This is a genomic window from Pseudomonas sp. A125 (assembly GCF_055409485.1).
The window spans coordinates 1-25,100 of record NZ_JBUZVP010000019.1 but is presented as its reverse complement, the minus strand read 5'-3'; the positions used below and the strand labels follow the sequence as shown (position 1 = coordinate 25,100).

Sequence of the window (25,100 nt, the reverse complement as noted above, 5' to 3'; positions counted from 1 at the left end):
GCGCGATTAAACATACCGCAATGTTTATTCCGCGACAAAAACAAGCTCATTGATTAAAGGGGCGTGGGCGACTTCAGATAACGTTCATTCAAGTGTTTGCACGGATCCACCAGTTCAAGTTCGTTCTGGGGCATGGTGCGCGAGACACTGGCTGCCTGGCGGCATAACGCCAGGCGCTCCGCCGCCTCTTCGCGCTGCCGATCAACCTGGGCATTCACCCGAACGAAATAGGCGCCCAGCACCACGGCCGTGCACAGAACCCCGACGACAAAGTAGCGGAAGGCGTTGGATTGAGGGGGCTCCAGCTCGCTCATACGCTCATTGCACCGTGTGTTTCTGATAGCGAACGTCGTCACACAGGGTTCCACTCACCTGCACCACTGCGGTGCAAATCTGGAAAATGGCATTGATCTCGTCCGCCGTTGCCAACCGAATAACCGTACCCATGCGCACCGCTTCCCAATGAGACGCTCAATTGTATGTAAATTGAAACACATCGGTTGTGGTGGATTTGTAAAACAGTCATCCGGATTACGCGTTAATCCTGTTCACGTCGCCTGAACTGCCCTGGCGCCAGCCCGTGGGCCTTGCGAAAACACCGGGAAAAATAGGCCTCGTCGGTAAACCCGCAACGGTGCGCAATTGCGCCAATCATCTGCGGGCTATTGAGCAGCAGCGTACGCGCCAGTTGCATGCGACGGTCGAGTACCAATTGGGAGAAGGGTTTGCCGGTTTCCTTGCGCAGCAGGTGGGTCAGGTAGTTGGGCGACAGGAAAGCGGCCGCCGCCGCGTCGGTCAGGTTCAGGGTGGGTTCGTGCAGATGCTCACGGATATAGCCCTGCACCCGCGCCAGGGCGTCCTTGCGGCCACGCCGGGTGGCGTTGTTGGCGGCGAAGGCCTGGAGCGGCTCGGCATACGCTTGGCAAACCAACCCGACCAACTGAAACAGGTAACCCTTGAGCCGCTCCCGGGCGCCGAAGCTGCGCTGGGCATCGAGGGCACGCATCTGCTCCAGCCAGGTTTTGACTTCCTCGAAAGCGGCATCATCGAGGATGAAGTCCAGCTGTTCCTGAAAGCGAAACGGCGACAGTTCCGGGGCCTGGCCGATGGGAATGTCTTCCAGGTCCAGCGGGTCGCAGGTCAGTTGCGGCAGGAAAAATCCCTGGCTGAAATTGATCAGCATGAAATCGCCGTCTTCGGGATGGGGAATCACGTGCAGGCGATGAGGCAGGATAAAGGCCAGGGCCTTTTTCGGGAACGGGCGCACCGCACCGCCGATGTGCTGCACGGTGTCACCGCCCAGGTTGATCTGGATCTGGAAATACTCGTGGCGATGGGGACTGGTCAGCGCCGCCCTGCCCCGTTTGTCGCGGATATAGAAGTCGGGGCGGTCGCTGCGTTGTTCCATGCCGTAGGTGGTGATGCGGGTGCCGGGCATAGGTATTTCTCGAAGGGCCAGGGCACCACTGTAGCGTCAACCCTGGCTGAGGGTGAAGTTCAGCTCGGCCAGGCCGTCAATGCCGGCAGTCACCACATCGCCCGGTTGCAAGGCGCCGACGCCCGCCGGGGTGCCGGTGAAGATCAAGTCGCCGGCCTTCAGCGCCACGGATTTGGACGCATGGCTGATCACCTCGCTGACCGACCAGATCAGGTCCGCCAGGTCGCCCACTTGACGTTGCTGGCCATTGACGTTGAGCCAGATGCGCCCGCTGCCCGGATGGCCGACGTCACTCACCGGCCGCAACGCAGTGCAAGGTGCCGACTCGTCGAAGGCCTTGGCCCATTCCCACGGCCGCGAGAGCTTTTTCGCCTCGGCCTGGAGGTCACGGCGGGTCAAGTCAATGCCCAGGCCGTAACCCCAGATATGCGCGAAAGCGTCTTGCGGGGCAATGTCCACGCCGCCCTTGCCGATGGCCACCACCAATTCGACCTCGTGATGCAGGTCGGCGGTCATTGGCGGGTAGGCGATCACGCCCTCGGCCGGCACTACGGCATCGGCCGGTTTCATGAAAAAGAACGGCGGCTCGCGGTCGGGGTCGTGGCCCATTTCGCGGGCATGTTCGCTGTAGTTGCGCCCCACGCAAAACACCCGGCGCAGCGCGAAACGAGCGTCGTCGCCGTGGATGGCGAGGGATGGAATGTCGTTGGGGGTGATGACGTAGCGGGTCATGGCGTATGCCTCTTCGGTTGCCTGGGGCCAGTATGCGCAACGGCACCAGGGCGAAGTTGGACAGGCTTACGCAGATTTTGTACTGGGCGGTGCAATCATTTACGCGCCAGCTTGTAGCGCAGGCAGTCCTGGTAAAAGCTCTGGCGAATCACCTCGGGCTTGACCCGTGAACGGCTGTCGTAGGTCTGCTCGGTGATGCCCATGGCCATCATGTGCATCCAGGACTTCTTGAACTGGTAGCTCTTCAGCTTCTGCCGGGCGGCATACAGCGAGACGCCCGACAGTTTCAATTCTTGCGCCCGGGCCGCCGTACCCGCGCCCCAACTGCACATGTATTTGTCATTATCCCGCAGCTCCCGCGCCTCTACCGAAAGCGCCCCACCTGCCAGGGAACAGGCGATCAGCATGATTCCAACCTTGCGCATTTGCATCCCCGTCTAACCACCTGAAAATAAAAGTGATTTTGGCGAGAATTTTGTTACAAAGGGGCCAGCAAATTGCCTTCTTGGCTAATTTGTCGAGACCAGTTTGAGGCCGATCACGCCTGCCAGGATCAGCACGATGCACAAAACCCGCAACGGCGCAGTGGAGTCGCCCAGCAATGCCATGCCGATAATCGCGGTGCCAGCGGCGCCGATTCCGGTCCAGACGGCGTAGGCACTGCCCACCGGCAGCGTGCGCAGCGCCATCGAAAGCAGGATCACGCTGCAAACGCCGGTCACCACGGTGAGCAATCCGGGGGTGAATCGGGTGAAGCCATCCGAGGCCTTCATCGCGAACGCGAAAGCAATTTCAAGAATGCCGGCCAAGCCGAGCAGTAGCCATGCCATGGAGTGAGCCCTCAGAAAATACAGTGAGTGTGCGGCGAGGCGCCCCGCCACATCGAACCCGCGTTGGCTTATGCCTTGGCAGCCGCCGCTGGGGTGGTGCGGAAGGTGATGCCCAGGCGGTTAAAGGCATTCATCAAGGCAATGCCGTAGGTGAGGTCGGCCAGTTCCTTGTCACTGAACTCGGCTGCGGCCGCCGCGTAGCCCGCGTCCGACACATCGCTGGCGGTAACGGCTTCGGCAAACGCCAGGGCCACGCGTTCACGCTGGGTGAAGACCGCGCCAGCGTCGTGCCACACCGGCACCAGCACCAGCTTGTCCACGGCCAGGCCTTGCTTGAGCAGGTCCCGCGAGTGCATGTCGATGCAAAACGCGCAGCCGTTGACCTGCGAAACCCGCAGGTAGACCAGGTCGATCAGCTCTTTGGACAGGCCACTGTTTTGCAGGTAAACGTAAACCCCGCCGAATGCTTTGTAACCTTCAGGGGAGGCTTTGGAGTAGTCGAGACGCGTTGTCATGGTGAAATCCTGTAGAGGTTGGATGAAGACGCCATCTTGCGGCGCCATGGCCTACCCCAAAAGATCCATGATCTGGCTTGAACAATAGGCCATGAATGCGCCGAAATGGCCTAGTCTCAATCTTGATTCTTGGCTCTTTGGCATGGGTCATGGGGTTCGTAGACTGAAGGCCGTCAACCCAGGAAGCACCGCACCATGAATATCCTCCATGTCAGTGCCAGCCCTCGCGGGCAAGCGTCGGAGAGCAACGCGCTCTCCCAAAAAATCATTGAATGCCTGCGCCAGCGGCACCCGGCCGCCGAGGTAACCCAGCGGCTCATCGCCGGTGATGCCATGGCGCCGTTGGACGAGCCTTACGCAACGTCCCAGCAGTCGACCGCGGATATCTCGCAGGCAGGTTCGATGGCCCAGTCCGAGCGGCTGGTTCGCGAGTTGGAGCTGGCCGATGTCGTGGTGATTGCCACCCCCATGCATAACTACTCGGTGCCAGCGGCCCTCAAGTTATGGCTCGATCACATTGCACGGGTGCGCCGCACCTTCGATATCTCGGCCCAGGGCAAGGTCGGCTTGTTGCAGGACCGGCCAGTGTTCATTGCCGTGGCCTCAGGCGGGCGATTTTCCGGGGAGCGCGCGCACCAGCCGGATTTCCTGACGCCGTACCTGAAAACCATCCTGGGCATGATCGGCCTGCACGACGTGACCTTCTTCAGCGTCGAGGGCACTGCTTCACGCCCGGAAACACTGGCTCAGACGCGTCGCCAGACCGACCAGGCGCTACACGACTACTTCGCAACCTGAACAGGACCCGCCGCCGGATGAGCACCTCGACCAAGGCTTTTTCACCGCTGGACGCCGGCTCCACAGAGCCGATCTACCGGCAACTCTACTGGCGGTTCCGCAGCGCGATTGCCGACGGTTTGCTCAAGCCCGGCGAACGTATACCGGCCGCCCGGGCTTTGGCCAAGGAGCTTGGCCTGGCCCGGGGCACCATCGACACCACGTATGCGCTGCTGGCGGCCGAAGGCTATATCCAGGCCCGTGGCCAGGCCGGCACCGTGGTGGCGGAAGGGATCAAGGCCAACCTGCCGGAACGTCCCGCCGCCCTCAGCGACCATAATGCCGTGAGGCAAAAAGCCGCCGTGCTGCCGTTTCAAATGGGCCTGCCGGCACTGGATGCGTTCCCGCGCAAGGTCTGGTCAAAGATCGCCGCCCGCTGCGCGCGCGCCACCCAGGTCGCAGACATGGCCAACCCGTGCGTGTACGGTTTGAACTCGCTGCGCACGGCAATTGCCAGTTACTTGCAAGTTGCCCGGGGTATCCACTGCTCGCCCGCACAAGTGTTTGTCACCTCGGGCTACCGCAACACGTTGAGCCTGATCGCCCATGCGCTGCTGGAACCGGGCGACCGAGTGCTGGTGGAAGACCCGGGCTACCTGTTCACCCGGCCGTTGCTGGATTACCTGAACATCCAGGCCACCCCGGTACCCGTGGACCAGGACGGCATGCAGGTATCCCATGCCGTGCAACAGGGCAAAGGCGCCCGCGCGGTGGTGGTCACCCCGGCGCATCAAAGCCCGCTGTGCGTCTCGCTGTCGTTGCCCAGGCGCCTGGAGCTGCTGGACTGGGCCAGCCGCCAGCAGGCTTGGATCATCGAGGACGACTATGACGGCGAATACCGTTACGTCAGCCGCCCGCTGCCGGCCCTCAAGAGCCTGGACCGCGACGGCCGGGTGCTCTACGCCGGGACGTTCAGCAAAGTGTTGTTTCCCGGGATCCGCCTCGCCTATCTGGTGGTGCCTGTGGCTCAAGTGGAACGCTTCGAACACGTCAGCCAGACCTTCCTCGGGGGTTGCCCGGAACTGACCCAGGCGATCGTCGCGACGTTTATGGCCGAAGGGCATTTTGCGCGGCACATCCAGCGCATGCGCAAGCTCTACGGTGAGCGTCGGGAAGCCACGGCCAGAGGGTTGCGCAAAGCCTTGGGCGAGCATATTTCGATTGATGCCCAACCGGGCGGGATGCACTTGGTCCTGCGCCTGAACACCCAACAATCCGACCGCCTGTGCGTGGAGCGCCTGGCGCAGGCCGGCATTTATGCAGAAGCCTTGAGCGACTGGAATATCCATAGCCAGACCGGGCCCGGGTTGTTGCTGGGCTTTGCCAATATCGAATCAGAAGCCGTCGCCCAGGCCCTTGGAAAACGCATCCTGGACGTGATTGAGCCCACGGCGAACTAACTGTTTTTGGCCTTGGCGATGCTGCTCCCGAATCCTTTCGCCAAGGCCTTTTTATTTACCACTGATACGTCGCGCTGGCCTGCACGGTGCGCTGTGAGCCATACCAGCACCACGAGTAGGAATAGCAGGACGCGACGTACTCTTTATTCGCAAGGTTGGTGGCATTCACTGCCAGGCGCAGGTTGTCGCCCTGGCGGTTGATGTGTGGAATGTCGTAGTGCACCGCCGCATCGAACAGGGTGTAGCCAGGCACTTTTAGGGTGTTGGCGGTATCGCCCCAGGAGGAGCCTACATACCGCGCACCGGCGCCTACGCCAAAGCCCTTCAGGGTGCCGTCGTGCAGGGTGTAATCGGCCCAGGCCGATGCGGTATGGCGTGGCACGGCGTAGGTGGTGGTGCCTTCGGCCGCCACGGCCGGGCCCACGCCGATGTCGCTGATGGGCGCATAGCGCACGGTGTTGTTGGACTTGCTGATGCGGTTATCCAGGTAGGCGTAGGCCGCGGTGATGTCCAGGTTGTCGTTCAGGCTGGCCTTGCCCTCAAGCTCAAAGCCACGGGATTGTACTTCGCCGTCCTGGATCTGGCAGCGCGAGCCGTTGCACAGGTGGGAAGCGTCCGGGTCCAGCGTCGGCACGTTGGTCTGGCGCAGGTCGAAGATGGCTGCGGTGATGAAGCTGTTGCTGCCCGGTGGCTGGTACTTGATCCCGATCTCGGTTTGCTTGCCTTCGGTGGGCTGGAACGTCGAACCGCCGTAGCCCGTGCCGGATTGCGGCTGGAAGGATTCCGAATAGCTGACATACGGCGCCAAGCCATTATCGAACAGGTAGACCAGGCCCAGGCGGCCGGTGAACGCCTTGCTGTCCTGGCTGGATTTGGTCTTCTTGCGGGTGGTCATGGCCAGGGTGCTGTTGTCGGTGCTGGCCCAGTCATAACGCCCGCCCATCAACAACACCCATTTGTCCCACTTCATCTGCTCTTGCAGGTACACGCCGGTTTGCTCGCTGCGCGAAGTCGCGTCGCTGGTATACGCCGGAACCGGCACGGCCGCGCCGTAGACCGGGTCGAAGATGTCCAGTGTTGGACCTGCGGTGTACACGCCGCTGCCGGATTTGGTATCAGTGCTGGTGTTCTGGTAGTCGGCGCCCATCAGCACGGTGTGCTGCAACGGCCCGGTGTCGAATTTGGCCTGCAACTGGTTGTCGAGGGCGTAGGCGTCGATGTTCACATCGCTGGCGATGGTCGAACGCCGAATGGTGCGGTAATCACTCTCCAGGTAGTTGCTGTAGAGGCTGCGGTACTGCCCTTCGCTGCGCAGGTATCGCGCGTTCTGGCGCACGGTCCAGACATCGTTGAAGTGATGTTCGAAGGCGTAGCCGATGGAGTAGTACTCGCGGTCACTCTTCTCGAAGCTTTTTTCGCCGTCGTAGAAATCCACGTCGATCTTGCGCCCGGTCGGGCTGTGCAGCACCGAGCCCCAGGCCGGCATCGAACCGTAGGACGCGCCCTTGGGGTCCTTCTGGAAGTGCCCGAGCAGGGTCAGCGAAGTGTTGTCGTCCGGGCGCCAGGTGAAGGCAGTGGACAAGGATTGGCGGCGGGTTTCGGTGTGGTCGATCTGCCCGTCGGCATCATCGAACAGGCCGGCGACGCGGTAGGAATACACGCCTTGATCATCCAGCGGGCCACTCAAGTCAAAGGTGGTGCGCTTCTTGTTGAAGGTGCCGTACTCCACGCCGACTTCATGGAACGGCGTGTCCAGCGGGCGCTTGCTGACCATGTTGATCACACCGCTGGGCGTGCCCTGCCCGTACAGCACCGACGCGGGCCCGCGCAGTACTTCGACGCGCTCCAGGTCGAACGCATCTTTTTGCGGCAAGGCATCCCGGCTCGATGGCATACGCAGGCCGTCGAGGTAGGTGGCCGGGGCGAAACCACGGATGGTTAACTGGTCGAGGCGTGAAGCGGTGGAGCCACGGGTTTCCGGGATCACTGCGGCGCTGTAGCGCAGGATCTGGTTGAGGCTTTCGGCGTTTTGCGCACGCATCTGGTCTTTGGTGACTACGGAGATCGATTGCGGGGTTTCGATCAGCGCCGTGTCGGTTTTGGTGCCCGACAGACTGCGGGTGGCTACGTAGCCAGACACCGGGCCGGTGGGGGTTTCTGACGGGTAGGCGCCGCTGATGGTGGTGGCCTGCAACTCCATGGCGCCGTCGGTGTGCGCGATGGCTTCGAGGCGGTAGCGGTTGTCGGCAATCTTCACAGCTTGCAGGCCGCTGCCGGCCAGCAGTTGAACCAGGGCGGCGTCGGTGCTGTATTGCCCGGCCAGGCCATTGCTGTGCTTGCCGCGGGTCAGGCTCGAATCAAACGCCAGTACCAGGCCGGCCTGTTCAGCAAGGCTGTTGAGGGCCTGGCTGAGGTCCCCGGCAGCAATGGAAAACGCGGGGCTTGCGGCCGCGAAGGACGCTTGAGTGGCCAAAAGGGGGACGGCGGCAAAAGCCAGCGCCACTGAAAGGGCGAGTGGCTGTAAGGGACGAACAAGGCGCGACATGAGAAGTCCTGGAAAATGGGGTTCTATTAGTCATGACGGCCATGTCGGAAAATCGGGCATGAATGAGAGCAATTTTTATTCAGGTTTTTTTACCGCGGCTTGATCACCACCACCCAATCGGTGAAGTATTCCACCTTGATCGGCAGGTTATCCGCCAATGACGCCAGCGCCGCGCCGGTGTCATCGAGCTTGAATACCCCCGACACGCGCATCCCTTGCAGCGCCTGCGGGTCAAAGCGCACCAGGCCGTCGCGGTAACCGGCCAGGGTTTGCAGCACCTCGCTCAGGGGCCGGTCGTCGACCTTGAGCAGGCCGCGGGTCCAGGCTGCCGGGTCGGCGTTGCCGGTGGGGCGCGGCTCGCCAGCCTGCCCGTGCTTGAGCGTGGACTGTTGCCCCGCCGGCACTTTCACCTCGGCTGCGCGGTTGCCTTTGACGGCCACGGTGGACTCGATCACGGTGACCACGGTCGAGCCATCCCCGGCCTTGCGCACCAGGAAGCGGGTGCCCAACGCCGTGGCCGTGCCCTGGTCGGTGTGCACCACGAACGGCCGTTGCGCGTCCTTGGCCACCTCCACCCACATCTCGCCCTGCAACAGTTCGATCACCCGTTGCTGGCCGTCGAACTTCACGTCCAGCGCCGAGTTGCTGTTGAGTTGCACCTGGCTGCCATCCGCCAGTGCCACCTGGCGCCGTTCACCGACGCTGGTGCGCTGGTCGGCCATCCACACCGGCATACGCTCAATCCCGGCCCAGCCACACAGCAACACACCCACCAGCGCGACGGCCTGGGTGCCACGGGCGGCAAACCGCGATTTCTGCGGGGCAAATGCTCGGTTCAGGGCGATGCGCGCCGGCGCGGCCGGCAAGGTGTCGAGGCTGCCCCACACACTGCGCATGCGCTCGATCGCGAGGGCGTGCCGAGGGTCGGCCTGGCACCAAACCTGGAAGGCTGTGCGGTCGGCCTCGGTCACGTGTTCGTCGTGCAGCAACGTCAGCCAGCGGGCGGCTTCACTGATGATCTGCTCGGCACTCACGACAGCGGGTCCGCCCCGTGCAGGGTGTGGTAGCAGTGCACCAGTGCGCTGGAGATATAGTTCTTCACGGTGCTGGATGACACCTGCAGTTGTTCGGCGATTTCGCTGTAGGTCAGCCCGTCGAGTCGACTGAGCAGGAACGCCTCGCGGGCCTTGGCCGGCAACCCGGTCAGCATCTCGGCGATCCGCTCCAGGGCCTGGAGTGCCACGTGAATCGCTGCCGGGTCGGGCATGCCGGCGTCTTCGCTTTGAATCGCCAGGGCTTCCATGTAGGCCTTTTCGATCCGCCGCCGACGTGCGCCATCAATCATCAAGCGCCCCGCCGTGGTCGCCAGGAAGGCCCGTGGTTCCTTGATGGTATGGGGTTCGGCCAACAGCAGGATGCGGATAAACGCGTCGTGCGCGAGGTCGGCGGCATGTTGCGAGCAGCCCAGTTTCTTGCGCAGCCAACCGTGCAACCAGCAATGGTGGTCACTGTAGAGGGTGCTGATGGTCTGCTGGCGACGGGCGATATCACCCTCAGCGACAGGAAAGTCATGCATGCGCAAAAATTTCTCAAACAAGAAAGATTACCAATTGCGCGAACGATGACAGTAAAACGCAGGGCGAGCAAGGGTGGAGTGATGGGCTGCAATGAATCTGCGACTTCCTGTGCCCACCTTGAAAGCAACCCGTTGTGTTCCAAGTGGCCTGGAAAAAATTGGGATGATCCAGCAGTAACCCACTGCCAGCGTCAAACACTTTATGGATTAACGCCAGCTCCAGGAAACCCCGGTGTACACGCCCATGCCATCCCCCGGCGTCGAACGCGCAACATCCATTCCCTTGTCGTCATAACCCGGCGTGACCGTATTCGCGTAGCGCTGGTTGGTGAGGTTGCGCAGGTCGACCCAGGCTTGCCAGTCGTGCTTGGGCGCGTCATACCCGAGCGTCGCGCCGAGTAGCGTGTAGGCCGCCGCGTAGTAGGAGTTGGCGTAGTCCACGGCCACCCGCGATGAATGCTCGCCGTTGAGGCTGGTGTAGAAACCGCTCGGGTGGCTGTAGCGCAATTGCGCCTGGTAGTAGTGCCTGGGAATGCCGGGCAAGGTGTTGTCGCCGAAGCGGTCGTCGTTGCGGTAGCGAAAGTCGCTGTAGGTGTAGGCCTGGCGCAAGGCGAGCTGGCCGCTGCGGTCGGCGTCCCACAGCGGGCTGGTCAGGCTCAGTTCCAGGCCTTGGTGCACCGTGGGGCTGGCGTTGGACTCGGCAATTATTGCGGATGTGGTGGGAGTCGCGGCCTGGGTTTCGACGCCGAGCAGTTCGTGGCGCACCTCGGAACGGTACAGCGCCAGGTCCCACTGGCCGAACCATTCCTCGCCTCGCCCGCCGACTTCCAGGGTGGTTGCGGTCTGGTTTTTCAGCTTCACGCCTTCGCGCTGCAACCCGCTCGCCGGGCCGCTGTTGGCCGGGAAATACCTGTTGGAACCCCAGATCATCGACCACGCATGGGGCGGTTCAACCGAGCGACTCAGGTTGCCGTACACCTGCAGTTGGGGGCTTAAGTCATAACGCAAGCCAACCCGCGGTGCGTAATCCCAATCGTGCTGGCTGACCGGGGCATGGGTTTGTGGATAGCTGACTTCGGTTTCGCGATGGGTGTAGATCGCCGCCAGCCCGGTGGTCAGCCACAGGTTTGGCACCAGTTCCAGGTCATTGCCGATATGCAGCACGCTGTCGGAGCCCAGGTAGCTGTAGTCACGGGTCTTGGTACCGGGCGCGTAGCCCGCCGTATTGCCGACCGGGATCCGCACGAATTCCGAGCCGCCGTTATTCGGCATCGCCTGGGTGGTACGCAGGCCAATGGTGGTCTTGCTGTCGCGCCCGAACAGCATGTCCTGGCGGATGTAGTTCACGCTACCGCTGACGTCGGTGTAGGCCACCTTGAGACGGTTGGTGCCTTCGCGCAGGTCCATCGGGTAGTCGTGATACGCCAGCCCGACCTCGACCTGGGCATTGTCGTCCAGGCGCAGGGTGGTTTTGTTGGCGATCCAGGTCGAGCCTGGTTGTGTGCGCCGGGAGTCCCGCGCCACGTTGAGGGTGGCGGCGGCGCGTGGGTCGTGGCTGATCTGGTCGCGGGTGAGCTTGCCGGGGGAATCGTTGTCGGTTTCGCGGTAGCGGAAATAGAAGCGGGTTTCCAGGTCGGGGTTGAAGCGGTAGCCAAAGTTGGCCGCCATGCCTTGGCCGCTGCCGGCGCTGTGGTCCTGGAAACCGTCATAGTGCGAGTCGGTAAGGCTGATGTAGTAGTCGGCATCACCCAACACCTGCCCCGAGCTGATTTCCCGCTGGGCGTAGCCATGGCTACCGGCCTCGTAGCGCACCTGCAATTTGGCCGCGTCGTAGCCGGTGTGGGTCACGTAGTTGACTGCACCGCCGAGGGCCAATGCGCCCTGGTCAAAACCGTTGGCGCCGCGCAGCACTTCAACCCGACTGAGCCACAGCGGGTCCTTGAGTTCGTAGGGCGTGCCGCCTGGGCCGGTCAGCGGCAGGCCGTCGAACGTTTCGTAAAGGCCCGAAGCGTGTGCGCCGGGGCCACGGTTGATGCCCGAGCCACGAATGGAAAGCTTCACCCCTTCATTGTTCGCGGCCTTGGCGTACACGCCGGCCTGGTACTTGAACACGTCTTCATTGGTGCTCACCCGCCCCTGGCCGACGCGGCTCATGTCGATGTAGTTGGTGGCGCCGGGCACGCTCTTGAGCTGGGCCTGGGCCAGTTCATCAGCGCTGAGTTCGGCACTGCTGACTTCAACGGGTGCCAGTTGCAGCGTGTCTTCGGCCTGGGAGACCGGGCTGAAGCTCAGGGCGGCGCCAAAACCCAGCAAGGGCCAGGCTTTTCGGGCGGGGAACAGAAACGCGGGGGGCATGGGGGTAAATCCTTGGAATTCGTTTTTGCGACGGGCTTGGTCCGGCACAAGGTCTGTGGTGGGAAGCCCGCGAGGCCCGGCGGGTCACCACTTATGAACGGATGGCCCTCATCCGGCGTTAAGTCCAAAATCGAATTACCAAATGCAAACTCAGTATTTATGGAAATAAGCGTCACGACTTACTGTAGGGCCATTGAGTCCCCAGAGATTTACCTCATGCACGCATCTGCCACCGTCATCGATTTCACCCTTCACCGCAAACGCCGCCAGGCTCGCGCAGCGGCAGAGTTGATGTGGGCGATGTACGCGGCGCGGGCTGGGGTCGCGGTGTTTACCGTACACACGACGGCGTCCAGCGATACCCGCCGGGCGTGAGGCGATGAATTTCCTGCACGCGATTCCAGAAGTACCCGCTCTCCCCTCCAAACCCAAGGACTGCAACAGCGGCGACGATGATGCCATCGGCCAGTGCGTGGCGCAGAACCTGCAACGCCTGCGCAGTAAACGCTACCTGTCACTGGATGCCTTGGCGCGCAACTGCGGCGTCAGCCGGGCGATGCTCGCGCAGATTGAATCCGGGCGCAGCGTGCCGTCGATCAAGGTACTGTGCAAGATCGCCAAAGGCTTGAAAGTCTCGGTGGCCGCGTTCCTGGAAAACCGTGCGTTCGAAGGGGTTGAGCTGCTGCCGGCGCAACAGAGCAAACGCCTGGTGAGCGCCGATGGGACGTTTACCAGTCGCGCGCTGTTTCCCTACGATATGGCGCGCCAGTCGGAGTTCTACGAGATACGCCTGAAGGCACTCGGCGAAGAAGTTTCAGAAGGTCACGGGCCGGGTATCCAGGAAAACCTGGTGGTGGCCCAGGGTGTGCTGGAGGTTAGCGTCAACGAAGAGCGCTACCTGCTTTCCACTGGTGATTCGATCCTGTTCTACGCCGACCAGCCCCACCGCTACCGCAACCCGGCAGACAGCGAGGCCGTGGCGTTTCTGGTGATCACCTACCCGGAACGGCTGGACTGAAACTGGCACTCGCCGCAATGCGGTTTACCCGTAGCGCAGCGTCAGTATCTACAGCCCTTTGTTGTGTTGGGGTTGGGCTGGGCTGGGTGTATATCCGTTATTTAGGTGATGGCTTAGATGGGTTCCGCCCTTACGGCGGGTCACTTTTGAAAGGAGCCCAAAAGTAACCAAAAGGCTCTCGCCCCACCACTCGGCACCTCGCCTAGGCTCGGTGTGCCCTCACGCAGGCTTTGGACCGTGGGCCGCCGTCATGGGCCATCCTTGGCCCAGGACGGCTAACCCGGCGTCCTGCCGGGTTACCCACGCTCCAAAGCCTGCGTTCGGCCAGCGTGGTTGACGGGGCGCCTAAGATCAAGATCACAAGCAGATCAAGAACACAGCGGCCTACAGGCCGGCTTGAGTGTTAAAAGCCAGATCAACAGCTAAAGCGGGCACGGTTCCAATGTAGGAGCTGGCTTGCCGGCGATGGCATCGCCTCTGTGTATCTGAAAGACCGAGTCGCCTGCATCGCCGGCAAGCCAGCTCCTACAGCTTTTGCCCTGGCTTTTAACACTCAGGTCGGCTTTCAGGCCGCCGTGCTCTTGCTTTTGATCTTGATCTGACTGCCCCATTCAGCCCGAGGCCGAACGCAGGGATTGAGGAGCGGGTAAACCGGCAGGACGCCGGTTTAGCCGCGACGGGCCAGGGACGGGCCGTCGCGGCGGCCCGCGGAGCAATTCCTTCGTTCGGGCACACCGAGCCTAGGCGAGGTGCCGACAGGCGGGGCAGAGCGTTTTGGTTACTTTGCCGCTTTTGCAAAGTGACTCGCTGTAAGAGCGAAACCAATAGCAGCCATTACCTAAATAACGGATATGTACCCAACCCAACCCACCCCAACCCCAACAACATTGCCCGCACTCACCAAGCCTTTTTGGTTTCACGCCATACCAATCAGCAGGTGCAGCACATCATCGGCATGCCGTTGCAGCTCATCATCATCGGCATGGCGCAGTCGTTCATCATCTTCATCATCAACATGCAGCAGTTGTTCATCATGCCCATGCCCATACCTGGCATCGGCATCATTTTGCAGGTCATGCAATCTGCTTCCATCTTGCACTCCATGACGCACTTCATCATCGGCATCGGCATGCCCATCGGCATCATCATCGGCATGTTCATGGCGGACATGCTGTTCATCACCGCCTGACCATCTTCGGACATGCACATCATCGACAGGTTGGCGCACTGCATCATCATCGGCATGCCGCAGTTCATCATCATCGCCATCATCTCGGCGTTGTTCTTGAACATCGCCATGTCCATGCCAGCGGCCGGCTTCACGGTGCACATCATGGCCTCGTCGGTCATCGTGCAGGTCATGGTTGCCATCATCATCGGCATGCCCATCATCGGCATCATCGGCATCGCGTTGTTCATTGGCATCTGCAGGGCGTTCATCATGTTCGAAACTCCGTAATCGACAGGAAGTGAGTAAGTTCTGGCGCCGATTCTAGAGAAGCCGCACAACCGCGCAAGGCGCTGGCGCAGCAGCAGGAATAGATGTTCCATGGGGGTTTATTGGAGCGAGGCAGCCAATAACTCCGCGATAACAGACGTTATGAAGCAATCGCGCCGACCGGCTCCGTAATAAGGGCTGAACCGGCGCGATGGATATGCGATCGAGGAATGGCACCCATCCATAAGGAAATAAACGATCTAACCACCCTGAAAATACTCGCTCACTCGGCGAAGAATCCCACAAAGTGCCATCCGCCACCGACGGCAAGGTGATGGTTTCGCCTTGGTCAAGTCCGGCCAATGCCGCGTCCACCAGGTTATCGGTGGTCATGACCGACGTCTCTTGCAGCGCGGAAAGGAGAATGCCCGACGCGTGCCAAATTTCGGTAGCGGTGGCGGCCGGGAGCACTATCTGTACCTTCACCGCCGTTTCCGCCAGCTCCGATTGCACCTATGACGCGGCACGTGGCGCGTGGCGCGTTGTTTGCGGCCACTCAGACGGGCAAGCCAGCGCCACGGTATGGGATTGCCTGAGGCGCCAGCGGGTTTTATTGAATACCGATGGAAACGCGCCGCACAGTCTGCTCCTCACGGGGCAGGCTGATGTCGGTTTCGTAGCTGCATTCGGGGCCGGTGCAGCTGTTTTCCAGGGTTACCGGCGCCAGGCTCTTGACCGGGAAGCGCGGCTTGGGCTCGGCCGGGGGCGTGAAAGGCACAGCGCTGAGGATCGGTGCCTCGTAGGTCAGGTCCAGGTTGGCAGCGTGGGCCGAAGTGGCCAGAACGGCGAGCAGTGCGCTCGCCATGACAGTCCTTGTAAACACCATCGAAATCTTTCCAAGCAGCAAAAAATCAAGGGTCAATGATAAACCCTTGAGCCATCGGGTTGAAGTCAAGGTGTCTGGACCGCGGGTTCCAGCACCAATACGTTGGCAGGCCCTGCACGGAATGTCGGGTTAAGCTTCGCGGCTTCCAGCATGTGAGGTGCTGCGTGATGATCCTTGAGCGCCGCCTTTGAAGCCCATGTCTCGAGCAACACGAAGCTGTCGCTGTTGCCGTCGACCGGGTGCAGGTCGTACTGGATGCAGCCCGCTTCGGCCCGCACCAGCGGAGCGAGCCTGGCAAACGCGGCCAACTGGTCTGCACCCCGCCCAGGCTGGGTATTGATGATGACGACAAGCCGGACTTCAGCAGACATAAACAGCACCGTTATCGATAAGAAAAGTGAGCGGCCACAGTAAGGGATGCCCTGCTCTGGCGCTACGAAAAATCTATCAGTAAGCTACTTTCACTGCATGGATTGAGTCAGCGCTCAAACCCTCCCCCTTTTCTGCACCCGGCGATAAGAACGTGATCGAAGTAACCGAAGTTTCCATTGCCCAACTGCGCACTGCGCTCGAATCAGGCCAGGCCACGGCGGTTGAATTGGTAGAGGCCTACCTTGCCAGGATCGACGCCTTTGATGCTCCCAACACCGCCACGGCACTCAACGCGGTAGTGGTGCGCAACCCGCAAGCACTTGACGAAGCCCGCGCCAGCGACGCACGCCGAGCCAGCGGCAACACCCTGGGGCCGCTCGATGGCATTCCCTACACGGCCAAGGACAGCTACCTGGTCAAGGGCCTCACCGCCGCCTCCGGCAGCCCGGCTTTTGCGAACCTGACCGCCTACCGCGATGCGTTCACTATCGAACGGCTGCGCGCCACCGGCGCGATCTGCCTGGGCAAGACCAATATGCCGCCGATGGCCAACGGTGGCATGCAGCGCGGCGTGTATGGCCGGGCCGAGAGCCCGTACAACGCCGACTACCTCACCGCACCGTTCGCCTCGGGCTCCTCGAACGGCGCCGGCACGGCCACCGCGGCGAGCTTCGCGGCGTTTGGCCTGGCGGAAGAAACCTGGTCCAGCGGGCGCGGCCCGGCGTCCAACAATGGCCTGTGTGCCTACACCCCGTCCCGTGGCGTGATCTCGGTGCGCGGCAACTGGCCGCTGACCCCGACCATGGACGTGGTCGTGCCCTACGCCCGAACCATGGCCGACCTGCTTGAAGTGCTCGATGTGGTGGTGGCAGAAGATCCTGAAACCCGCGGCGACCTGTGGCGGATGCAGCCCTGGGTGCCGATCCCGAGCGTGGCCTCGGTACGCCCCCAATCCTATGGTGCCCTGGCCGCGACCGGCGAGGCACTGGCCGGCAAACGCTTTGGCGTGCCTCGCATGTACATCAATGCCGACCCTGAGGCGGGCACCAGCGATGACCCGGGAATCGGCGGCCCCACCGGCCAGCCAATCAAAACCCGCGCCTCGGTGATCGACCTGTGGGACGCCGCGCGCAAGGCACTCGAAGCGGCCGGCGCCGAAGTGGTCGAGGTGGACTTCCCGCTGGTTTCCAATTGCGAAGGCGACCGCCCGGGCGCACCTAAAGTGTTTACCCGTGGCCTGGTGTCCAAGGAATTCCTTCACGATGAATTGTGGGAGCTGTCGGCCTGGGCATTCGACGATTTTCTGCGCGCCAATGGTGACCCTGCACTGAACCGCCTGGCCGATGTCGACGGCCCGAAAATCTTCCCCCACGACCCTGGCACCCTGCCCAACCGCGAAGACGACCTGGCGGCCGGCATGGACGAGTATGTGCGTATGGCCCAGCGGGGCATCACCCCGTGGGACAAGATCAGCACCGTGCCCGACGGCTTGCGCGGCCTGGAACAGACTCGGCGCATCGACCTTGAGGACTGGATGGATAACCTGGGGCTGGATGCGGTGATTTTCCCGACAGTCGCCGACGTAGGTCCGGCGGATGCGGATATGAACCCGGCGTCGGCGGATATCGCCTGGAGCAACGGGGTGTGGGTGGCCAACGGCAACCTCGCCATCCGACACCTTGGCGTACCGACGGTGACGGTGCCGATGGGCATCATGGCGGATATCGGCATGCCGGTAGGGCTGACCTTTGCCGGCCGGGCGTATGATGATTCGGCGCTGCTGCGATTGGCCTTCGCGTATGAGTCGACGGGCAGCAAGCGCCGGGTGCCGCCACGCACGCCGGTGTTGGTGGCGGGTCAGGCCTGATTGTCAGCGGCGCTGATTTTGCGCATCAACTGATCGGCCTCCGACCCGGGCTCAAATCGGAAGCCGCCCATCTCTTCAAGGAGCAGGCAATCGCTGATTGCCTGCCAAAGTTGCTCCTGGGTTGGCTTGTTGCGCAGCAGGATGTACGAGAGCAACAGTCGCTCGATGGGAACGCCTCGATCACAAGCGGTTTCAATGATTGCCAGCAGGATAAAGCGCAGTCGAACTTCCCGCTCCGTGGGCCAAACCGTTTTTCGCTTACCCAATGCAGGGCCTCAATATCAGGAAAAGCGTCAGGCTATGACCGAGCGAGGTGTTGTTTCAAGCACTGCATGGGGAGAAAGCCCCGCTCCTACAGTAAACAGGGAAAGGGCTTACGAAATCTCACAGAACGAAGTTAGCGCACTGTCCGGCCTCGGCCCCAACGTACCACAACACGTAAACATTCCGTTACTCATCATCTCAACGCTAGTTGCCCATTACTGATAAAGCCTTCAGACCTACCTTATCGACACGAGCGCCCCCGCCGTGAACCATGACCCTTCAAGTGATTCCCAGCACACCTGGCGTTGGATCGGCAAACTGACGCCGCCGCTGACGTTACTCACTTCAATGCCCCGACACGAACTGTTGGCGTCACTAAAAGCGCGGGTTGAAGGGCCGTTGATTCTGCTGGTAGCACCGCCCGGATACGGCAAAACAACACTGTTGATGCAGTGGCGCCAGGAGCTACTCCACACCTCCCCAGACGCAACCGTTGCCTGGCTATCGCTGGATGAGGCAGACGCAGAACCCAACCGTTTCCTGGCCTACCTGATCCTGGCGCTCGACCACGCAGGTCTTGATCTCGGGCACCTGCCTCGGCTGGCGAAGTTCCAATCCCTGGATGCACACCCACAACGCACCATCACAGCCTTGCTTCACGCCATGGCGCGGGAAAATCGCGCCGTCACCCTACTGCTCGACGACTACCACACAGCTGCCAACGAGCACCTCGAGCCCATTGTGCAAGCGTTGCTGGAACAGGCTGTACCCTGGCTGCAATGGGTAGTCACCAGCCGCACCCGCCCCCAGTGGCCACTGGCACGCTGGAAAACCATGGGATGGGTGCACGAGGTATCCGCTCGCGAATTGGCCCTCTCAACCAGCGAAACCAGTTCGATCCTTGGACCCGACCTCTCATCGTCAGACCTGCATCACCTGCATGAAACAACCGAAGGCTGGCCGGTGGCCGTGCAACTGGCTCGGCTGTGGCGAGCCAGTTGCAACGGCTCGCTGTACAGCTTGAGCGAATTCTCTGGCCACGTTACCGATATCGCCGCCTACTTGACGGAGCAAGTCGTGGGATGCTTGCCGCAAGCGTGCCAATGCTTCTTGATCGATACATCATTGCTGGAGCGTTTCAATGCAGGGTTCGCTGACGCGATACGCGGCCGCACAGACAGCGCCCAACTGCTCGCACAACTGAGCCACCTGGACGCCCTGCTGGTACCGCTGGACGCCAAGCGCCAGTGGTTCCGCTATCACCGCCTGCTGCGAGATTTCCTGAGCAAAAAATGCGACGCCACAAACGCCCAGCGCATCCACCGCGCTGCTGCCCATTGGCTGGCACAAGAAAAGGACTGGATCCCGGCTGTCTCGCATGCGTTGCGCGCCGGCGACACCGCGCTGGCGGTGAATATGGTGGTGCGTGCCGGAGGATGGGAGTCCGTGTTAAGCCATGGGATACGCTATGCACAAAGCCTGCTGCGGCAATTCGACGAGCCAACCCGGCGCAGCGAGCCTGATCTTTTGCTGCTCCAAGCCTACCTGCACGCCAAGCTGGGAAACCACGCGCTGGCCACTCAACTGCTGCAACTGGCACATGGTGTCATCCAGAACGACAGGCGCCTGATGCGTCCACGCCGGGAATTAGTGTGGTCGGGACAAAGATAGAGCGGGAAAACAGGAAAAAGTGCGGTGGCGAGGGCAGGAATGTTGCCTACAGGACAAGTCCGACACCGTGTGTCGGGCTTGTTCCAGTGAATCTTGGATTAGTTGTCGGGGTGTTCACTCGCTACCGAATCGGCGGCGTCCACGTCGGACATGTCTTCTTCCAGAGGCGCGTCGTCGTCCGATGGCAGAGGCACCTCGGGCTGGCGCCTGGGGTCATGCCCGGTTTCGTTGTCTGTACCACGCGTTACGCCCTGCTGGGATACGTTTCCAGGGGCCTTCTCGTCAATTTCCATGCTGGCTCTCCGTTGTGGCGCGCGGGATGTCCGTGCTTGAACATAAGAAACCCCACGGCAAGGCGAGTGCCGGGAGATGGACGAACGGTTATGTGCTGCGGTTTTTCGGGCGAGTCACTTTAAAAAGGATCTCTTCTTCGCCCTCGCCCTGGAACAACTCCTTGGCAATCACGCGGTTATCCAGCAGCTCTTGTGCCTTCTCCCACGACAGTTTGACTATCGCCTGTTTTTTGCCAGTCACCACGTACACCACGTCCATGCCCTCATTGGCGACAGCCGCCAAATAATCAGCGCGAGGCAGTGTTTCCCCAAGTTCGTACTGTTGCTGCTCAATCGGCGTGACGCCACCAATGTGAGCCAGGCGCTGAACGGTCAGCCCCATGCGTTGCCGTTCGTTTTTCAGTCTCCGACCAATTTCTTTCATCGCAAGCCTCTGCTCTGATGTCCAAAGTGCACCCGTCCGACCGGGCCCGTCTCTTCAATGGAGAAACATCCTGGCCAGAAATTCAATTTTCCTCATGGAACACATTCACAGGAAGCAGCAATAGCCGGAACGCGCGTTATCAGCTGGCCTTCACACGACCGAACCGCAGCAAAGGGGTATCAAAATATTCATCCAGTTTCATTTGTTGATGGTCGGGGCTATCGCCTTAATGCTCCAACACGAACTCGTGCACTGGAGCCAATATAATGAAAAAAAAACGCCAACCGCTACTTCAGCTCAACACCTTGGCCGTGGCACTGGCACTCGCCTTCCCGGCCATCAGCTATGCAAGCGATCAGTCAGATTCAAAAGGCTTTGTTGCGGACAGCAGCTTGAATATTCTCAACCGCAACGTGTTCTGGAACCAGAACGGCAGCATCGCCCACACCCGGGACTGGAGCCAGGCGCTGATGGCGAACTACAGCTCCGGCTTCACCCAAGGCACCGTCGGCATCGGCATTGATGCGTTTGCCGACCTGGCGTTGCGCATCGACGGCAGCACCGACCGGGCCGGCGGCCCCACCATCCCTTCCGACGCCAATGGCCATCCGGATCATGGTTACGCCAAGGCCGGCGGTGACGTCAAGTTCCGTATCTCCAATACCACCCTCAAGGTCGGTGACCTGCAGCCCACGTCACCGGTGTTCGCCACCGCCGATAACTACCTGATGCCGCAGACCGCATCGGGCTTCCAGATCGACAGCCACGAAATCACCGGCCTGAACCTGGAGGCCGGGCATTACACCTCCGGCACCGGTAACACCACCACCTCACGCAGCGGCGACATTCTCGCCAGCTATGCCGGTGTGGGGGCGGCGTCGGCCAGCTTCGCGGGTGGCAAGTACCAGTTCAGCAAGGAATTCACCGCGTCGCTGTACGGGGCGCACCTGGAAGACGTTTGGAACCAGTACTACGTCAACTTGAACCTTGTTCATCCATTGGCCGATAACCAGTCCGTCGCGCTGGACTTCAACCTCTACCGCACACTGGACGACGGCAGCGCCAAGGCCGGGACCATCGACACCACCGCAGCCTCGCTGGCGGCGGCCTACACCCTGGGCGCGCAGACCTTCACCCTCGCCGGACAGAAGGTCCATGGTGACGAGCCATTCGACTATGTCGGCTTTGGCGGCACCAACGCCGGTGTCGGTGCCGGCCGCTACGGCAACTCGATCAACCTCGCCGACTCAGTGCAGTACTCTGATTTCAACGGCCCGGGCGAGAGGTCCTGGCAGATGCGCTATGACCTGGACATGAGCACCTTTGGCGCCCCCGGCCTGAGCTTCATGGCCCGCCATATTCGCGGTGCCGGCATCGATGGAACGCATACTCCCGGCAATTCGGCCTACACCGGTTTCTATGGTGCCAATGACCAGGAACACGAAACCGACGCCGAGGTGAAATACGTCGTGCAGAGCGGCCCGGCCAAGAAGTTGAGCTTTCGCCTGCGAGAGGCTTGGCACGATGGCGATGCGAACACCGGGGGGCACCTGGTGCAGACGCGCCTGATTACCGAGTACCCGCTGAACATCTTCTAAACAGAGGGTTTGTCCGGTTGCTGGATCAGCCGGGCGCTGTGCGCGTGTCACGGGGCCCGGCTTCGTCGTGCTGTGCGTTCTCGTGGCGGTGTGCGAGCTGATCGCGCTGAACCATTTCCTTGGGCGCACGGGATAGTCGCGAATTCCTGAACCCCAGAAACGCAAAAGCCCCGCAATAGCGGGGCTTTTCAAGGTAGTTGTCGTGCCTCCCGTCTTGCTACCCCAAAGCGCAACGTAGCAGTACTTCATGCGCCGTATAGCCCGCATCCAGCAACGCAAACGACAAACCTGGCTCGCACTGCCGGCCAGCGGAATAGAAGAGGTAGGCCATGGCCAAGACTGTGCAGGAGCGCTCGGCGAAAACCGCAAGGAAGCGCGTGGCACTTGCCGAAGAAGAATTGAGGCTCAGGGTTCGCCTCGGACCCCGGCAGGCCCTGGCCGACCTGATAGAGTGGTCAGGCATTACTGAGCAGGACGAGGCGATGACGCTGATGATTCATCACCTACACGCGATGGGTTCAGCGAAATGCCAGCCGCTGCTGAATCCACCGCGCCACGAAATCGAGATATCGGAAAACGTGGCGCGGGAATTCCTCAATAAAAGCCTGCTCGCCATCCAGAAAGACCCGGGCGACGATATTATCGAGCCATCTATTTAACTGATGTCGAAGGCGTTTCGTTGGCAACAGAATCCGCAACATCTGCCGGCTGCCCAGTCTCCACGTCACGAACCTCATATCTCCACCATGACAGCGAAGAGATCCCATAGAGACCATAAGTACGGCCGCCCACGAGATCAACGGTCATTTCAATCGGAGCAGTTTGCTGTTCAGCGGTAATAAATTTACGAACTTGAATCTTATGCCTGCCTGCACCCAGTCGGTATTCGCTTTGGCGGCTCAACCAATATAGGGTTTGATCGTCGTCAATCTTAAATATTGTCAAAGATTTATCGAACTGCTGAATCGTAGCGATTTCGGAGTTTGATTTTCCTTCTGCACTTTTGTGTTCGTAATGAATACACCCGGTCAGCGTGAAGCTGAACAAAATCATTGCTATAAAGCGCCAAAAAATCTCGTGTCGCATCAATGCTCCTTATAGGCTCAAATCCAAGGTGTGGATCGATACCTTATCCTTTTCCAAAATCCCATCCTACTCGCAGCATCCGGTAACGGTCGGGCACGGCTGGGTGAAATTGGCACTTTGGGATGTAGCTAGACCTTCACTGCGCTCTTGATAATCCAAACACCAAACAGAACAAACACTGCTGATTTAGCCACGTCGAACAGAGAATCTCTTCCAGCAAACAACTCGAAAGCCGAAAATAGTAGTGAGATCGTCCCTACTACCACCAAACCATAACCAACCGGGCGCACGTACTTGGGGAACATCTATTCATCTCCATGATAAAACAGAAATTGTAAATTTTCCCGCCCAGTAACGCCATCAATCATTCAGCCTCCATCCGATATCACGGAGGGCGGCGCTTGACTGGAGATAATTCATGAGCGACCAGTTCTACCTGCAAGACAGTCGCAGCCACGCCTACGTCGGCGATGGATTGTCCTTCTGGGGCTTTGGCGGCTCTGGATATGTCACCGACCTGGCCAAGGCCCAGGTGTTCACCCGGGACGGCGCTTGCGATCACCGCGACACTGACATTCCGTGGCCCAAGGCCTACGTCGATGCCCGGGCGCGTATTGGTGTCGACTGCCAGCGTGTGACGTTGAGCGAGGTGCTGGACCAACACCCCGACGCAGCCGAGTTTTACATCCAGAAGCCGCAGTGCTGAAACGGCAACAACCTGATTTGGCTTTGCGAAGATGGCGTGTTCACAAGCGACCTTTCCAAGGCTGTGGTGATGCCGAGGGCCCACACCGTCACCTGGATCGGCAAGCTCGGCCAATCAGGCGCGGTGGTCTGGCCCAAGCCCTACATCGACGCGCATAGCCGCAGTTTGGTCGAACGCGATGACGTGAACATCAAGGAAGCCCTGCGCGGTACCGGAATCAAGTTGGCCAAGCCGAAGAAGCCAAAAATAATGATGTTCAATTGCGACGGCTGCGGCCGGCTCATCAGTGACGCGCGGCGCTATCGGGAAGACTGCCGGAACTGCGGGGCGAGCAACACTCCTTGATCCGGCTCCATGCCGGTCACCCGTAATACCCCATATCAACGAATTGCGCCATCAGCAGAGTCAGGAAAAGCCTTATGGAAATCGTCTGCCAAGGACAGCAAATCGTTTGACTTGGGCATATCAGAACCCAAAATTATAGTATTAGTTTCCGCCTGTTCAAAAACCGCTTTGAATTCCGGCGCGGGATTTTTTCCAACTATAAATTTAAAGAAAATCCCGAGAACGTCAAACTCGTGCAGGCAACACCCAGCCTCCTCAATACAGGCTGGAAACCTCAACAACCTATGAAGATTATAGTTAGTGTTGAGGGTTACAATTAATCAAACGTCTTTGATGGCATCAGTATTGCCAAGAAGATAATCTTTAAATCTACCTTCATACAATCGCCCCAGCGTTCCTTTATGTATGGATGGATGTGATCCCCAATCCCAAACGTTGGAACGCCAAACAACGCTTGCACCGAAGTAAAACAGACTTTCTAAAATATCCGCTTTGATTTCAACAGGGTTGAAGAGAGAGAAATTTGGGCTTGACTGGGTTGATACACTCGACAAAAGCTGCTCCAACAATGGGAAATTAGTGTGAGTCGCCCACATTTTGGATACTGGCCCCTCCCCTCGCTTAGAGAATATTTCCGTCTAGAGAGTAGATAAGCGGGGCAGTGATCGTAATCGGGCCATCTTTCATTAAATCGGCTGGTGGTTTTGGCAGTGGCTGGGCGCGACGGATTAACCCTAAAGTGGCCGCGTCCAAGTCCACATTGCCTGAACTTTGTATCAGCTCATAAGAAACGACATTCCCGTCGCCATCTATCGTGAAACGCAGTTGGTTTGTGCCTTCAACCCCGGCCAATTGTGAGGCGATCGGGTAACTTTTGAATTTATTCAAATGAGCCACAAGCCCT

31 protein-coding genes are annotated in these 25,100 nt (G+C 60.3%); 10 read left to right on the top strand and 21 right to left on the bottom strand.

Going from position 1 to position 25,100, the window contains the following annotated elements:
- Positions 1-53: 53 nt before the first annotated feature.
- The 7 genes from ACZRN6_RS23575 to ACZRN6_RS23545 all read right to left on the bottom strand — a co-directional run bounded on the left by ACZRN6_RS23575 (position 54) and on the right by ACZRN6_RS23545 (position 3,515).
- Entirely contained in the window at positions 54-314 is a 261-nt protein-coding gene (locus ACZRN6_RS23575; protein ID WP_322145847.1) for a hypothetical protein, read from the bottom strand.
- Positions 315-318: 4 nt separating this feature from the next.
- Entirely contained in the window at positions 319-447 is a 129-nt protein-coding gene (locus tag ACZRN6_RS23570) for a hypothetical protein (protein WP_322145848.1), read from the bottom strand.
- 91 nt (positions 448-538) lie between these two features.
- The gene (locus ACZRN6_RS23565) at positions 539-1,438 is read right to left on the bottom strand and encodes a helix-turn-helix transcriptional regulator (protein WP_464008959.1); all 900 of its coding nucleotides are present in this window, start codon (positions 1,436-1,438) and stop codon (positions 539-541) included.
- A 36-nt stretch (positions 1,439-1,474) separates the two neighbouring features.
- Complete coding sequence (locus ACZRN6_RS23560; RefSeq protein ID WP_322145850.1) at positions 1,475-2,170, bottom strand: fumarylacetoacetate hydrolase family protein; 696 nt, start codon at positions 2,168-2,170, stop codon at positions 1,475-1,477.
- A gap of 95 nt (positions 2,171-2,265) precedes the next feature.
- On the bottom strand, positions 2,266-2,595 hold the full coding sequence (locus tag ACZRN6_RS23555; RefSeq protein WP_322145851.1) for a hypothetical protein: 330 nt from the start codon (positions 2,593-2,595) through the stop codon (positions 2,266-2,268).
- A gap of 84 nt (positions 2,596-2,679) precedes the next feature.
- Entirely contained in the window at positions 2,680-3,000 is a 321-nt protein-coding gene (locus ACZRN6_RS23550; RefSeq protein ID WP_464008958.1) for a DMT family transporter, read from the bottom strand.
- A 68-nt stretch (positions 3,001-3,068) separates the two neighbouring features.
- Entirely contained in the window at positions 3,069-3,515 is a 447-nt protein-coding gene (locus tag ACZRN6_RS23545; RefSeq protein ID WP_322145853.1) for a carboxymuconolactone decarboxylase family protein, read from the bottom strand.
- A 195-nt stretch (positions 3,516-3,710) separates the two neighbouring features.
- On the opposite strand from ACZRN6_RS23545, the gene ACZRN6_RS23540 reads away from it, so the two are divergent.
- Positions 3,711-4,313, top strand: coding sequence for an FMN-dependent NADH-azoreductase (locus tag ACZRN6_RS23540; RefSeq protein WP_322145854.1), 603 nt, complete (start codon positions 3,711-3,713; stop codon positions 4,311-4,313).
- A gap of 17 nt (positions 4,314-4,330) precedes the next feature.
- Complete coding sequence (gene pdxR / locus ACZRN6_RS23535; protein WP_464008957.1) at positions 4,331-5,752, top strand: MocR-like pyridoxine biosynthesis transcription factor PdxR; 1,422 nt, start codon at positions 4,331-4,333, stop codon at positions 5,750-5,752.
- Between the two features lie 55 nt (positions 5,753-5,807).
- Here pdxR and ACZRN6_RS23530 read toward each other — a convergent pair whose 3' ends face one another.
- The 4 genes from ACZRN6_RS23530 to ACZRN6_RS23515 form a co-directional block, all read right to left on the bottom strand.
- A complete protein-coding gene (locus ACZRN6_RS23530) occupies positions 5,808-8,297 on the bottom strand; it encodes a TonB-dependent siderophore receptor (protein ID WP_464008956.1) in 2,490 nt (829 codons plus the stop codon).
- 89 nt (positions 8,298-8,386) lie between these two features.
- Complete coding sequence (locus ACZRN6_RS23525; protein WP_464008955.1) at positions 8,387-9,331, bottom strand: FecR family protein; 945 nt, start codon at positions 9,329-9,331, stop codon at positions 8,387-8,389.
- Positions 9,328-9,873 (bottom strand): sigma-70 family RNA polymerase sigma factor, encoded by a 546-nt coding sequence (locus ACZRN6_RS23520; RefSeq protein ID WP_322145858.1) that lies wholly within the window; start codon positions 9,871-9,873, stop codon positions 9,328-9,330. The genes ACZRN6_RS23525 and ACZRN6_RS23520 overlap by 4 nt, the downstream gene beginning before the upstream one ends.
- A 207-nt stretch (positions 9,874-10,080) precedes the next feature.
- Positions 10,081-12,228, bottom strand: coding sequence for a TonB-dependent receptor family protein (locus ACZRN6_RS23515; RefSeq protein WP_464008954.1), 2,148 nt, complete (start codon positions 12,226-12,228; stop codon positions 10,081-10,083).
- A 216-nt stretch (positions 12,229-12,444) separates the two neighbouring features.
- On the opposite strand from ACZRN6_RS23515, the gene ACZRN6_RS23510 reads away from it, so the two are divergent.
- Positions 12,445-12,603, top strand: coding sequence for a hypothetical protein (locus ACZRN6_RS23510; RefSeq protein ID WP_322145860.1), 159 nt, complete (start codon positions 12,445-12,447; stop codon positions 12,601-12,603).
- 4 nt (positions 12,604-12,607) lie between these two features.
- A complete protein-coding gene (locus tag ACZRN6_RS23505) occupies positions 12,608-13,246 on the top strand; it encodes a helix-turn-helix domain-containing protein (RefSeq protein WP_464008953.1) in 639 nt (212 codons plus the stop codon).
- A 930-nt stretch (positions 13,247-14,176) separates the two neighbouring features.
- On the opposite strand, the gene ACZRN6_RS23500 is transcribed toward ACZRN6_RS23505, so the two are convergent.
- The 3 genes from ACZRN6_RS23500 to ACZRN6_RS23490 all read right to left on the bottom strand — a co-directional run bounded on the left by ACZRN6_RS23500 (position 14,177) and on the right by ACZRN6_RS23490 (position 15,941).
- Entirely contained in the window at positions 14,177-14,689 is a 513-nt protein-coding gene (locus tag ACZRN6_RS23500) for a hypothetical protein (protein WP_322145862.1), read from the bottom strand.
- A gap of 605 nt (positions 14,690-15,294) precedes the next feature.
- The gene (locus ACZRN6_RS23495; protein ID WP_464008952.1) at positions 15,295-15,549 is read right to left on the bottom strand and encodes a hypothetical protein; all 255 of its coding nucleotides are present in this window, start codon (positions 15,547-15,549) and stop codon (positions 15,295-15,297) included.
- An 86-nt stretch (positions 15,550-15,635) separates the two neighbouring features.
- Positions 15,636-15,941, bottom strand: coding sequence for a putative quinol monooxygenase (locus ACZRN6_RS23490; RefSeq protein WP_464008951.1), 306 nt, complete (start codon positions 15,939-15,941; stop codon positions 15,636-15,638).
- Positions 15,942-16,093: 152 nt separating this feature from the next.
- Here ACZRN6_RS23490 and ACZRN6_RS23485 point away from each other — a divergent pair, with 152 nt between their 5' ends.
- Positions 16,094-17,809: an amidase gene (locus ACZRN6_RS23485; protein WP_464008950.1), complete on the top strand. Its 1,716-nt coding sequence runs from the start codon at positions 16,094-16,096 to the stop codon at positions 17,807-17,809.
- Here the strand turns inward: ACZRN6_RS23485 and ACZRN6_RS23480 are convergent.
- Positions 17,800-18,075: a hypothetical protein gene (locus ACZRN6_RS23480; protein WP_322145866.1), complete on the bottom strand. Its 276-nt coding sequence runs from the start codon at positions 18,073-18,075 to the stop codon at positions 17,800-17,802. The two genes, ACZRN6_RS23485 and ACZRN6_RS23480, sit on opposite strands and share 10 nt — an antisense overlap.
- A 262-nt stretch (positions 18,076-18,337) precedes the next feature.
- On the opposite strand from ACZRN6_RS23480, the gene ACZRN6_RS23475 reads away from it, so the two are divergent.
- Entirely contained in the window at positions 18,338-19,744 is a 1,407-nt protein-coding gene (locus ACZRN6_RS23475; RefSeq protein ID WP_464008949.1) for a MalT transcriptional regulator family protein, read from the top strand.
- Between the two features lie 98 nt (positions 19,745-19,842).
- Here ACZRN6_RS23475 and ACZRN6_RS23470 read toward each other — a convergent pair whose 3' ends face one another.
- On the bottom strand, positions 19,843-20,037 hold the full coding sequence (locus ACZRN6_RS23470; protein ID WP_322145875.1) for a hypothetical protein: 195 nt from the start codon (positions 20,035-20,037) through the stop codon (positions 19,843-19,845).
- Positions 20,038-20,125: 88 nt separating this feature from the next.
- Entirely contained in the window at positions 20,126-20,461 is a 336-nt protein-coding gene (locus tag ACZRN6_RS23465; RefSeq protein ID WP_322145876.1) for a helix-turn-helix domain-containing protein, read from the bottom strand.
- Between the two features lie 266 nt (positions 20,462-20,727).
- Between ACZRN6_RS23465 and ACZRN6_RS23460 the strand changes: the two genes are divergently transcribed.
- Both ACZRN6_RS23460 and ACZRN6_RS23455 read left to right on the top strand, forming a co-directional pair.
- Complete coding sequence (locus tag ACZRN6_RS23460; RefSeq protein ID WP_322145877.1) at positions 20,728-22,059, top strand: OprD family porin; 1,332 nt, start codon at positions 20,728-20,730, stop codon at positions 22,057-22,059.
- 329 nt (positions 22,060-22,388) lie between these two features.
- Positions 22,389-22,718 carry a hypothetical protein gene (locus ACZRN6_RS23455; RefSeq protein ID WP_322145878.1) on the top strand — a complete coding sequence of 110 codons (330 nt, stop codon included), beginning with the start codon at positions 22,389-22,391 and terminating at the stop codon, positions 22,716-22,718.
- Here the strand turns inward: ACZRN6_RS23455 and ACZRN6_RS23450 are convergent.
- The gene (locus ACZRN6_RS23450; RefSeq protein ID WP_464008948.1) at positions 22,711-23,145 is read right to left on the bottom strand and encodes a hypothetical protein; all 435 of its coding nucleotides are present in this window, start codon (positions 23,143-23,145) and stop codon (positions 22,711-22,713) included. The genes ACZRN6_RS23455 and ACZRN6_RS23450 overlap by 8 nt on opposite strands.
- A gap of 128 nt (positions 23,146-23,273) precedes the next feature.
- Positions 23,274-23,450 (bottom strand): hypothetical protein, encoded by a 177-nt coding sequence (locus tag ACZRN6_RS23445; protein ID WP_464008947.1) that lies wholly within the window; start codon positions 23,448-23,450, stop codon positions 23,274-23,276.
- 113 nt (positions 23,451-23,563) lie between these two features.
- On the opposite strand from ACZRN6_RS23445, the gene ACZRN6_RS23440 reads away from it, so the two are divergent.
- A complete protein-coding gene (locus tag ACZRN6_RS23440; RefSeq protein ID WP_464008946.1) occupies positions 23,564-23,851 on the top strand; it encodes a hypothetical protein in 288 nt (95 codons plus the stop codon).
- 69 nt (positions 23,852-23,920) lie between these two features.
- The gene (locus ACZRN6_RS23435) at positions 23,921-24,196 is read left to right on the top strand and encodes a hypothetical protein (RefSeq protein ID WP_464008945.1); all 276 of its coding nucleotides are present in this window, start codon (positions 23,921-23,923) and stop codon (positions 24,194-24,196) included.
- Positions 24,197-24,516: 320 nt separating this feature from the next.
- On the opposite strand, the gene ACZRN6_RS23430 is transcribed toward ACZRN6_RS23435, so the two are convergent.
- Together ACZRN6_RS23430 and ACZRN6_RS23425 are read right to left on the bottom strand one after the other, a co-directional pair.
- Complete coding sequence (locus ACZRN6_RS23430; protein WP_322145881.1) at positions 24,517-24,792, bottom strand: hypothetical protein; 276 nt, start codon at positions 24,790-24,792, stop codon at positions 24,517-24,519.
- 25 nt (positions 24,793-24,817) lie between these two features.
- Positions 24,818-25,100 (bottom strand): energy transducer TonB family protein (locus ACZRN6_RS23425; RefSeq protein ID WP_464008944.1); only part of this gene is annotated, 283 nt, incomplete at its 5' end.

What these genes read in the sequence shown, in the direction of transcription:
- ACZRN6_RS23575 (WP_322145847.1), bottom strand. Translation starts at nt 314, where the DNA reads ATGAGCGAGCTGGAGCCCCCTCAATCCAACGCCTTCCGCTACTTTGTC.
- ACZRN6_RS23570 (WP_322145848.1), bottom strand. Translation starts at nt 447, where the DNA reads ATGGGTACGGTTATTCGGTTGGCAACGGCGGACGAGATCAATGCCATT.
- ACZRN6_RS23565 (WP_464008959.1), bottom strand. Translation starts at nt 1,438, where the DNA reads ATGCCCGGCACCCGCATCACCACCTACGGCATGGAACAACGCAGCGAC.
- ACZRN6_RS23560 (WP_322145850.1), bottom strand. Translation starts at nt 2,170, where the DNA reads ATGACCCGCTACGTCATCACCCCCAACGACATTCCATCCCTCGCCATC.
- ACZRN6_RS23555 (WP_322145851.1), bottom strand. Translation starts at nt 2,595, where the DNA reads ATGCGCAAGGTTGGAATCATGCTGATCGCCTGTTCCCTGGCAGGTGGG.
- ACZRN6_RS23550 (WP_464008958.1), bottom strand. Translation starts at nt 3,000, where the DNA reads ATGGCATGGCTACTGCTCGGCTTGGCCGGCATTCTTGAAATTGCTTTC.
- ACZRN6_RS23545 (WP_322145853.1), bottom strand. Translation starts at nt 3,515, where the DNA reads ATGACAACGCGTCTCGACTACTCCAAAGCCTCCCCTGAAGGTTACAAA.
- ACZRN6_RS23540 (WP_322145854.1), top strand. Translation starts at nt 3,711, where the DNA reads ATGAATATCCTCCATGTCAGTGCCAGCCCTCGCGGGCAAGCGTCGGAG.
- pdxR (WP_464008957.1), top strand. Translation starts at nt 4,331, where the DNA reads ATGAGCACCTCGACCAAGGCTTTTTCACCGCTGGACGCCGGCTCCACA.
- ACZRN6_RS23530 (WP_464008956.1), bottom strand. Translation starts at nt 8,297, where the DNA reads ATGTCGCGCCTTGTTCGTCCCTTACAGCCACTCGCCCTTTCAGTGGCG.
- ACZRN6_RS23520 (WP_322145858.1), bottom strand. Translation starts at nt 9,873, where the DNA reads ATGCATGACTTTCCTGTCGCTGAGGGTGATATCGCCCGTCGCCAGCAG.
- ACZRN6_RS23515 (WP_464008954.1), bottom strand. Translation starts at nt 12,228, where the DNA reads ATGCCCCCCGCGTTTCTGTTCCCCGCCCGAAAAGCCTGGCCCTTGCTG.
- ACZRN6_RS23510 (WP_322145860.1), top strand. Translation starts at nt 12,445, where the DNA reads ATGCACGCATCTGCCACCGTCATCGATTTCACCCTTCACCGCAAACGC.
- ACZRN6_RS23505 (WP_464008953.1), top strand. Translation starts at nt 12,608, where the DNA reads ATGAATTTCCTGCACGCGATTCCAGAAGTACCCGCTCTCCCCTCCAAA.
- ACZRN6_RS23500 (WP_322145862.1), bottom strand. Translation starts at nt 14,689, where the DNA reads ATGATGAACGCCCTGCAGATGCCAATGAACAACGCGATGCCGATGATG.
- ACZRN6_RS23495 (WP_464008952.1), bottom strand. Translation starts at nt 15,549, where the DNA reads ATGGCGAGCGCACTGCTCGCCGTTCTGGCCACTTCGGCCCACGCTGCC.
- ACZRN6_RS23490 (WP_464008951.1), bottom strand. Translation starts at nt 15,941, where the DNA reads ATGTCTGCTGAAGTCCGGCTTGTCGTCATCATCAATACCCAGCCTGGG.
- ACZRN6_RS23470 (WP_322145875.1), bottom strand. Translation starts at nt 20,037, where the DNA reads ATGGAAATTGACGAGAAGGCCCCTGGAAACGTATCCCAGCAGGGCGTA.
- ACZRN6_RS23465 (WP_322145876.1), bottom strand. Translation starts at nt 20,461, where the DNA reads ATGAAAGAAATTGGTCGGAGACTGAAAAACGAACGGCAACGCATGGGG.
- ACZRN6_RS23460 (WP_322145877.1), top strand. Translation starts at nt 20,728, where the DNA reads ATGAAAAAAAAACGCCAACCGCTACTTCAGCTCAACACCTTGGCCGTG.
- ACZRN6_RS23455 (WP_322145878.1), top strand. Translation starts at nt 22,389, where the DNA reads ATGGCCAAGACTGTGCAGGAGCGCTCGGCGAAAACCGCAAGGAAGCGC.
- ACZRN6_RS23450 (WP_464008948.1), bottom strand. Translation starts at nt 23,145, where the DNA reads ATGCGACACGAGATTTTTTGGCGCTTTATAGCAATGATTTTGTTCAGC.
- ACZRN6_RS23445 (WP_464008947.1), bottom strand. Translation starts at nt 23,450, where the DNA reads ATGTTCCCCAAGTACGTGCGCCCGGTTGGTTATGGTTTGGTGGTAGTA.
- ACZRN6_RS23440 (WP_464008946.1), top strand. Translation starts at nt 23,564, where the DNA reads ATGAGCGACCAGTTCTACCTGCAAGACAGTCGCAGCCACGCCTACGTC.
- ACZRN6_RS23435 (WP_464008945.1), top strand. Translation starts at nt 23,921, where the DNA reads ATGCCGAGGGCCCACACCGTCACCTGGATCGGCAAGCTCGGCCAATCA.
- ACZRN6_RS23430 (WP_322145881.1), bottom strand. Translation starts at nt 24,792, where the DNA reads ATGTGGGCGACTCACACTAATTTCCCATTGTTGGAGCAGCTTTTGTCG.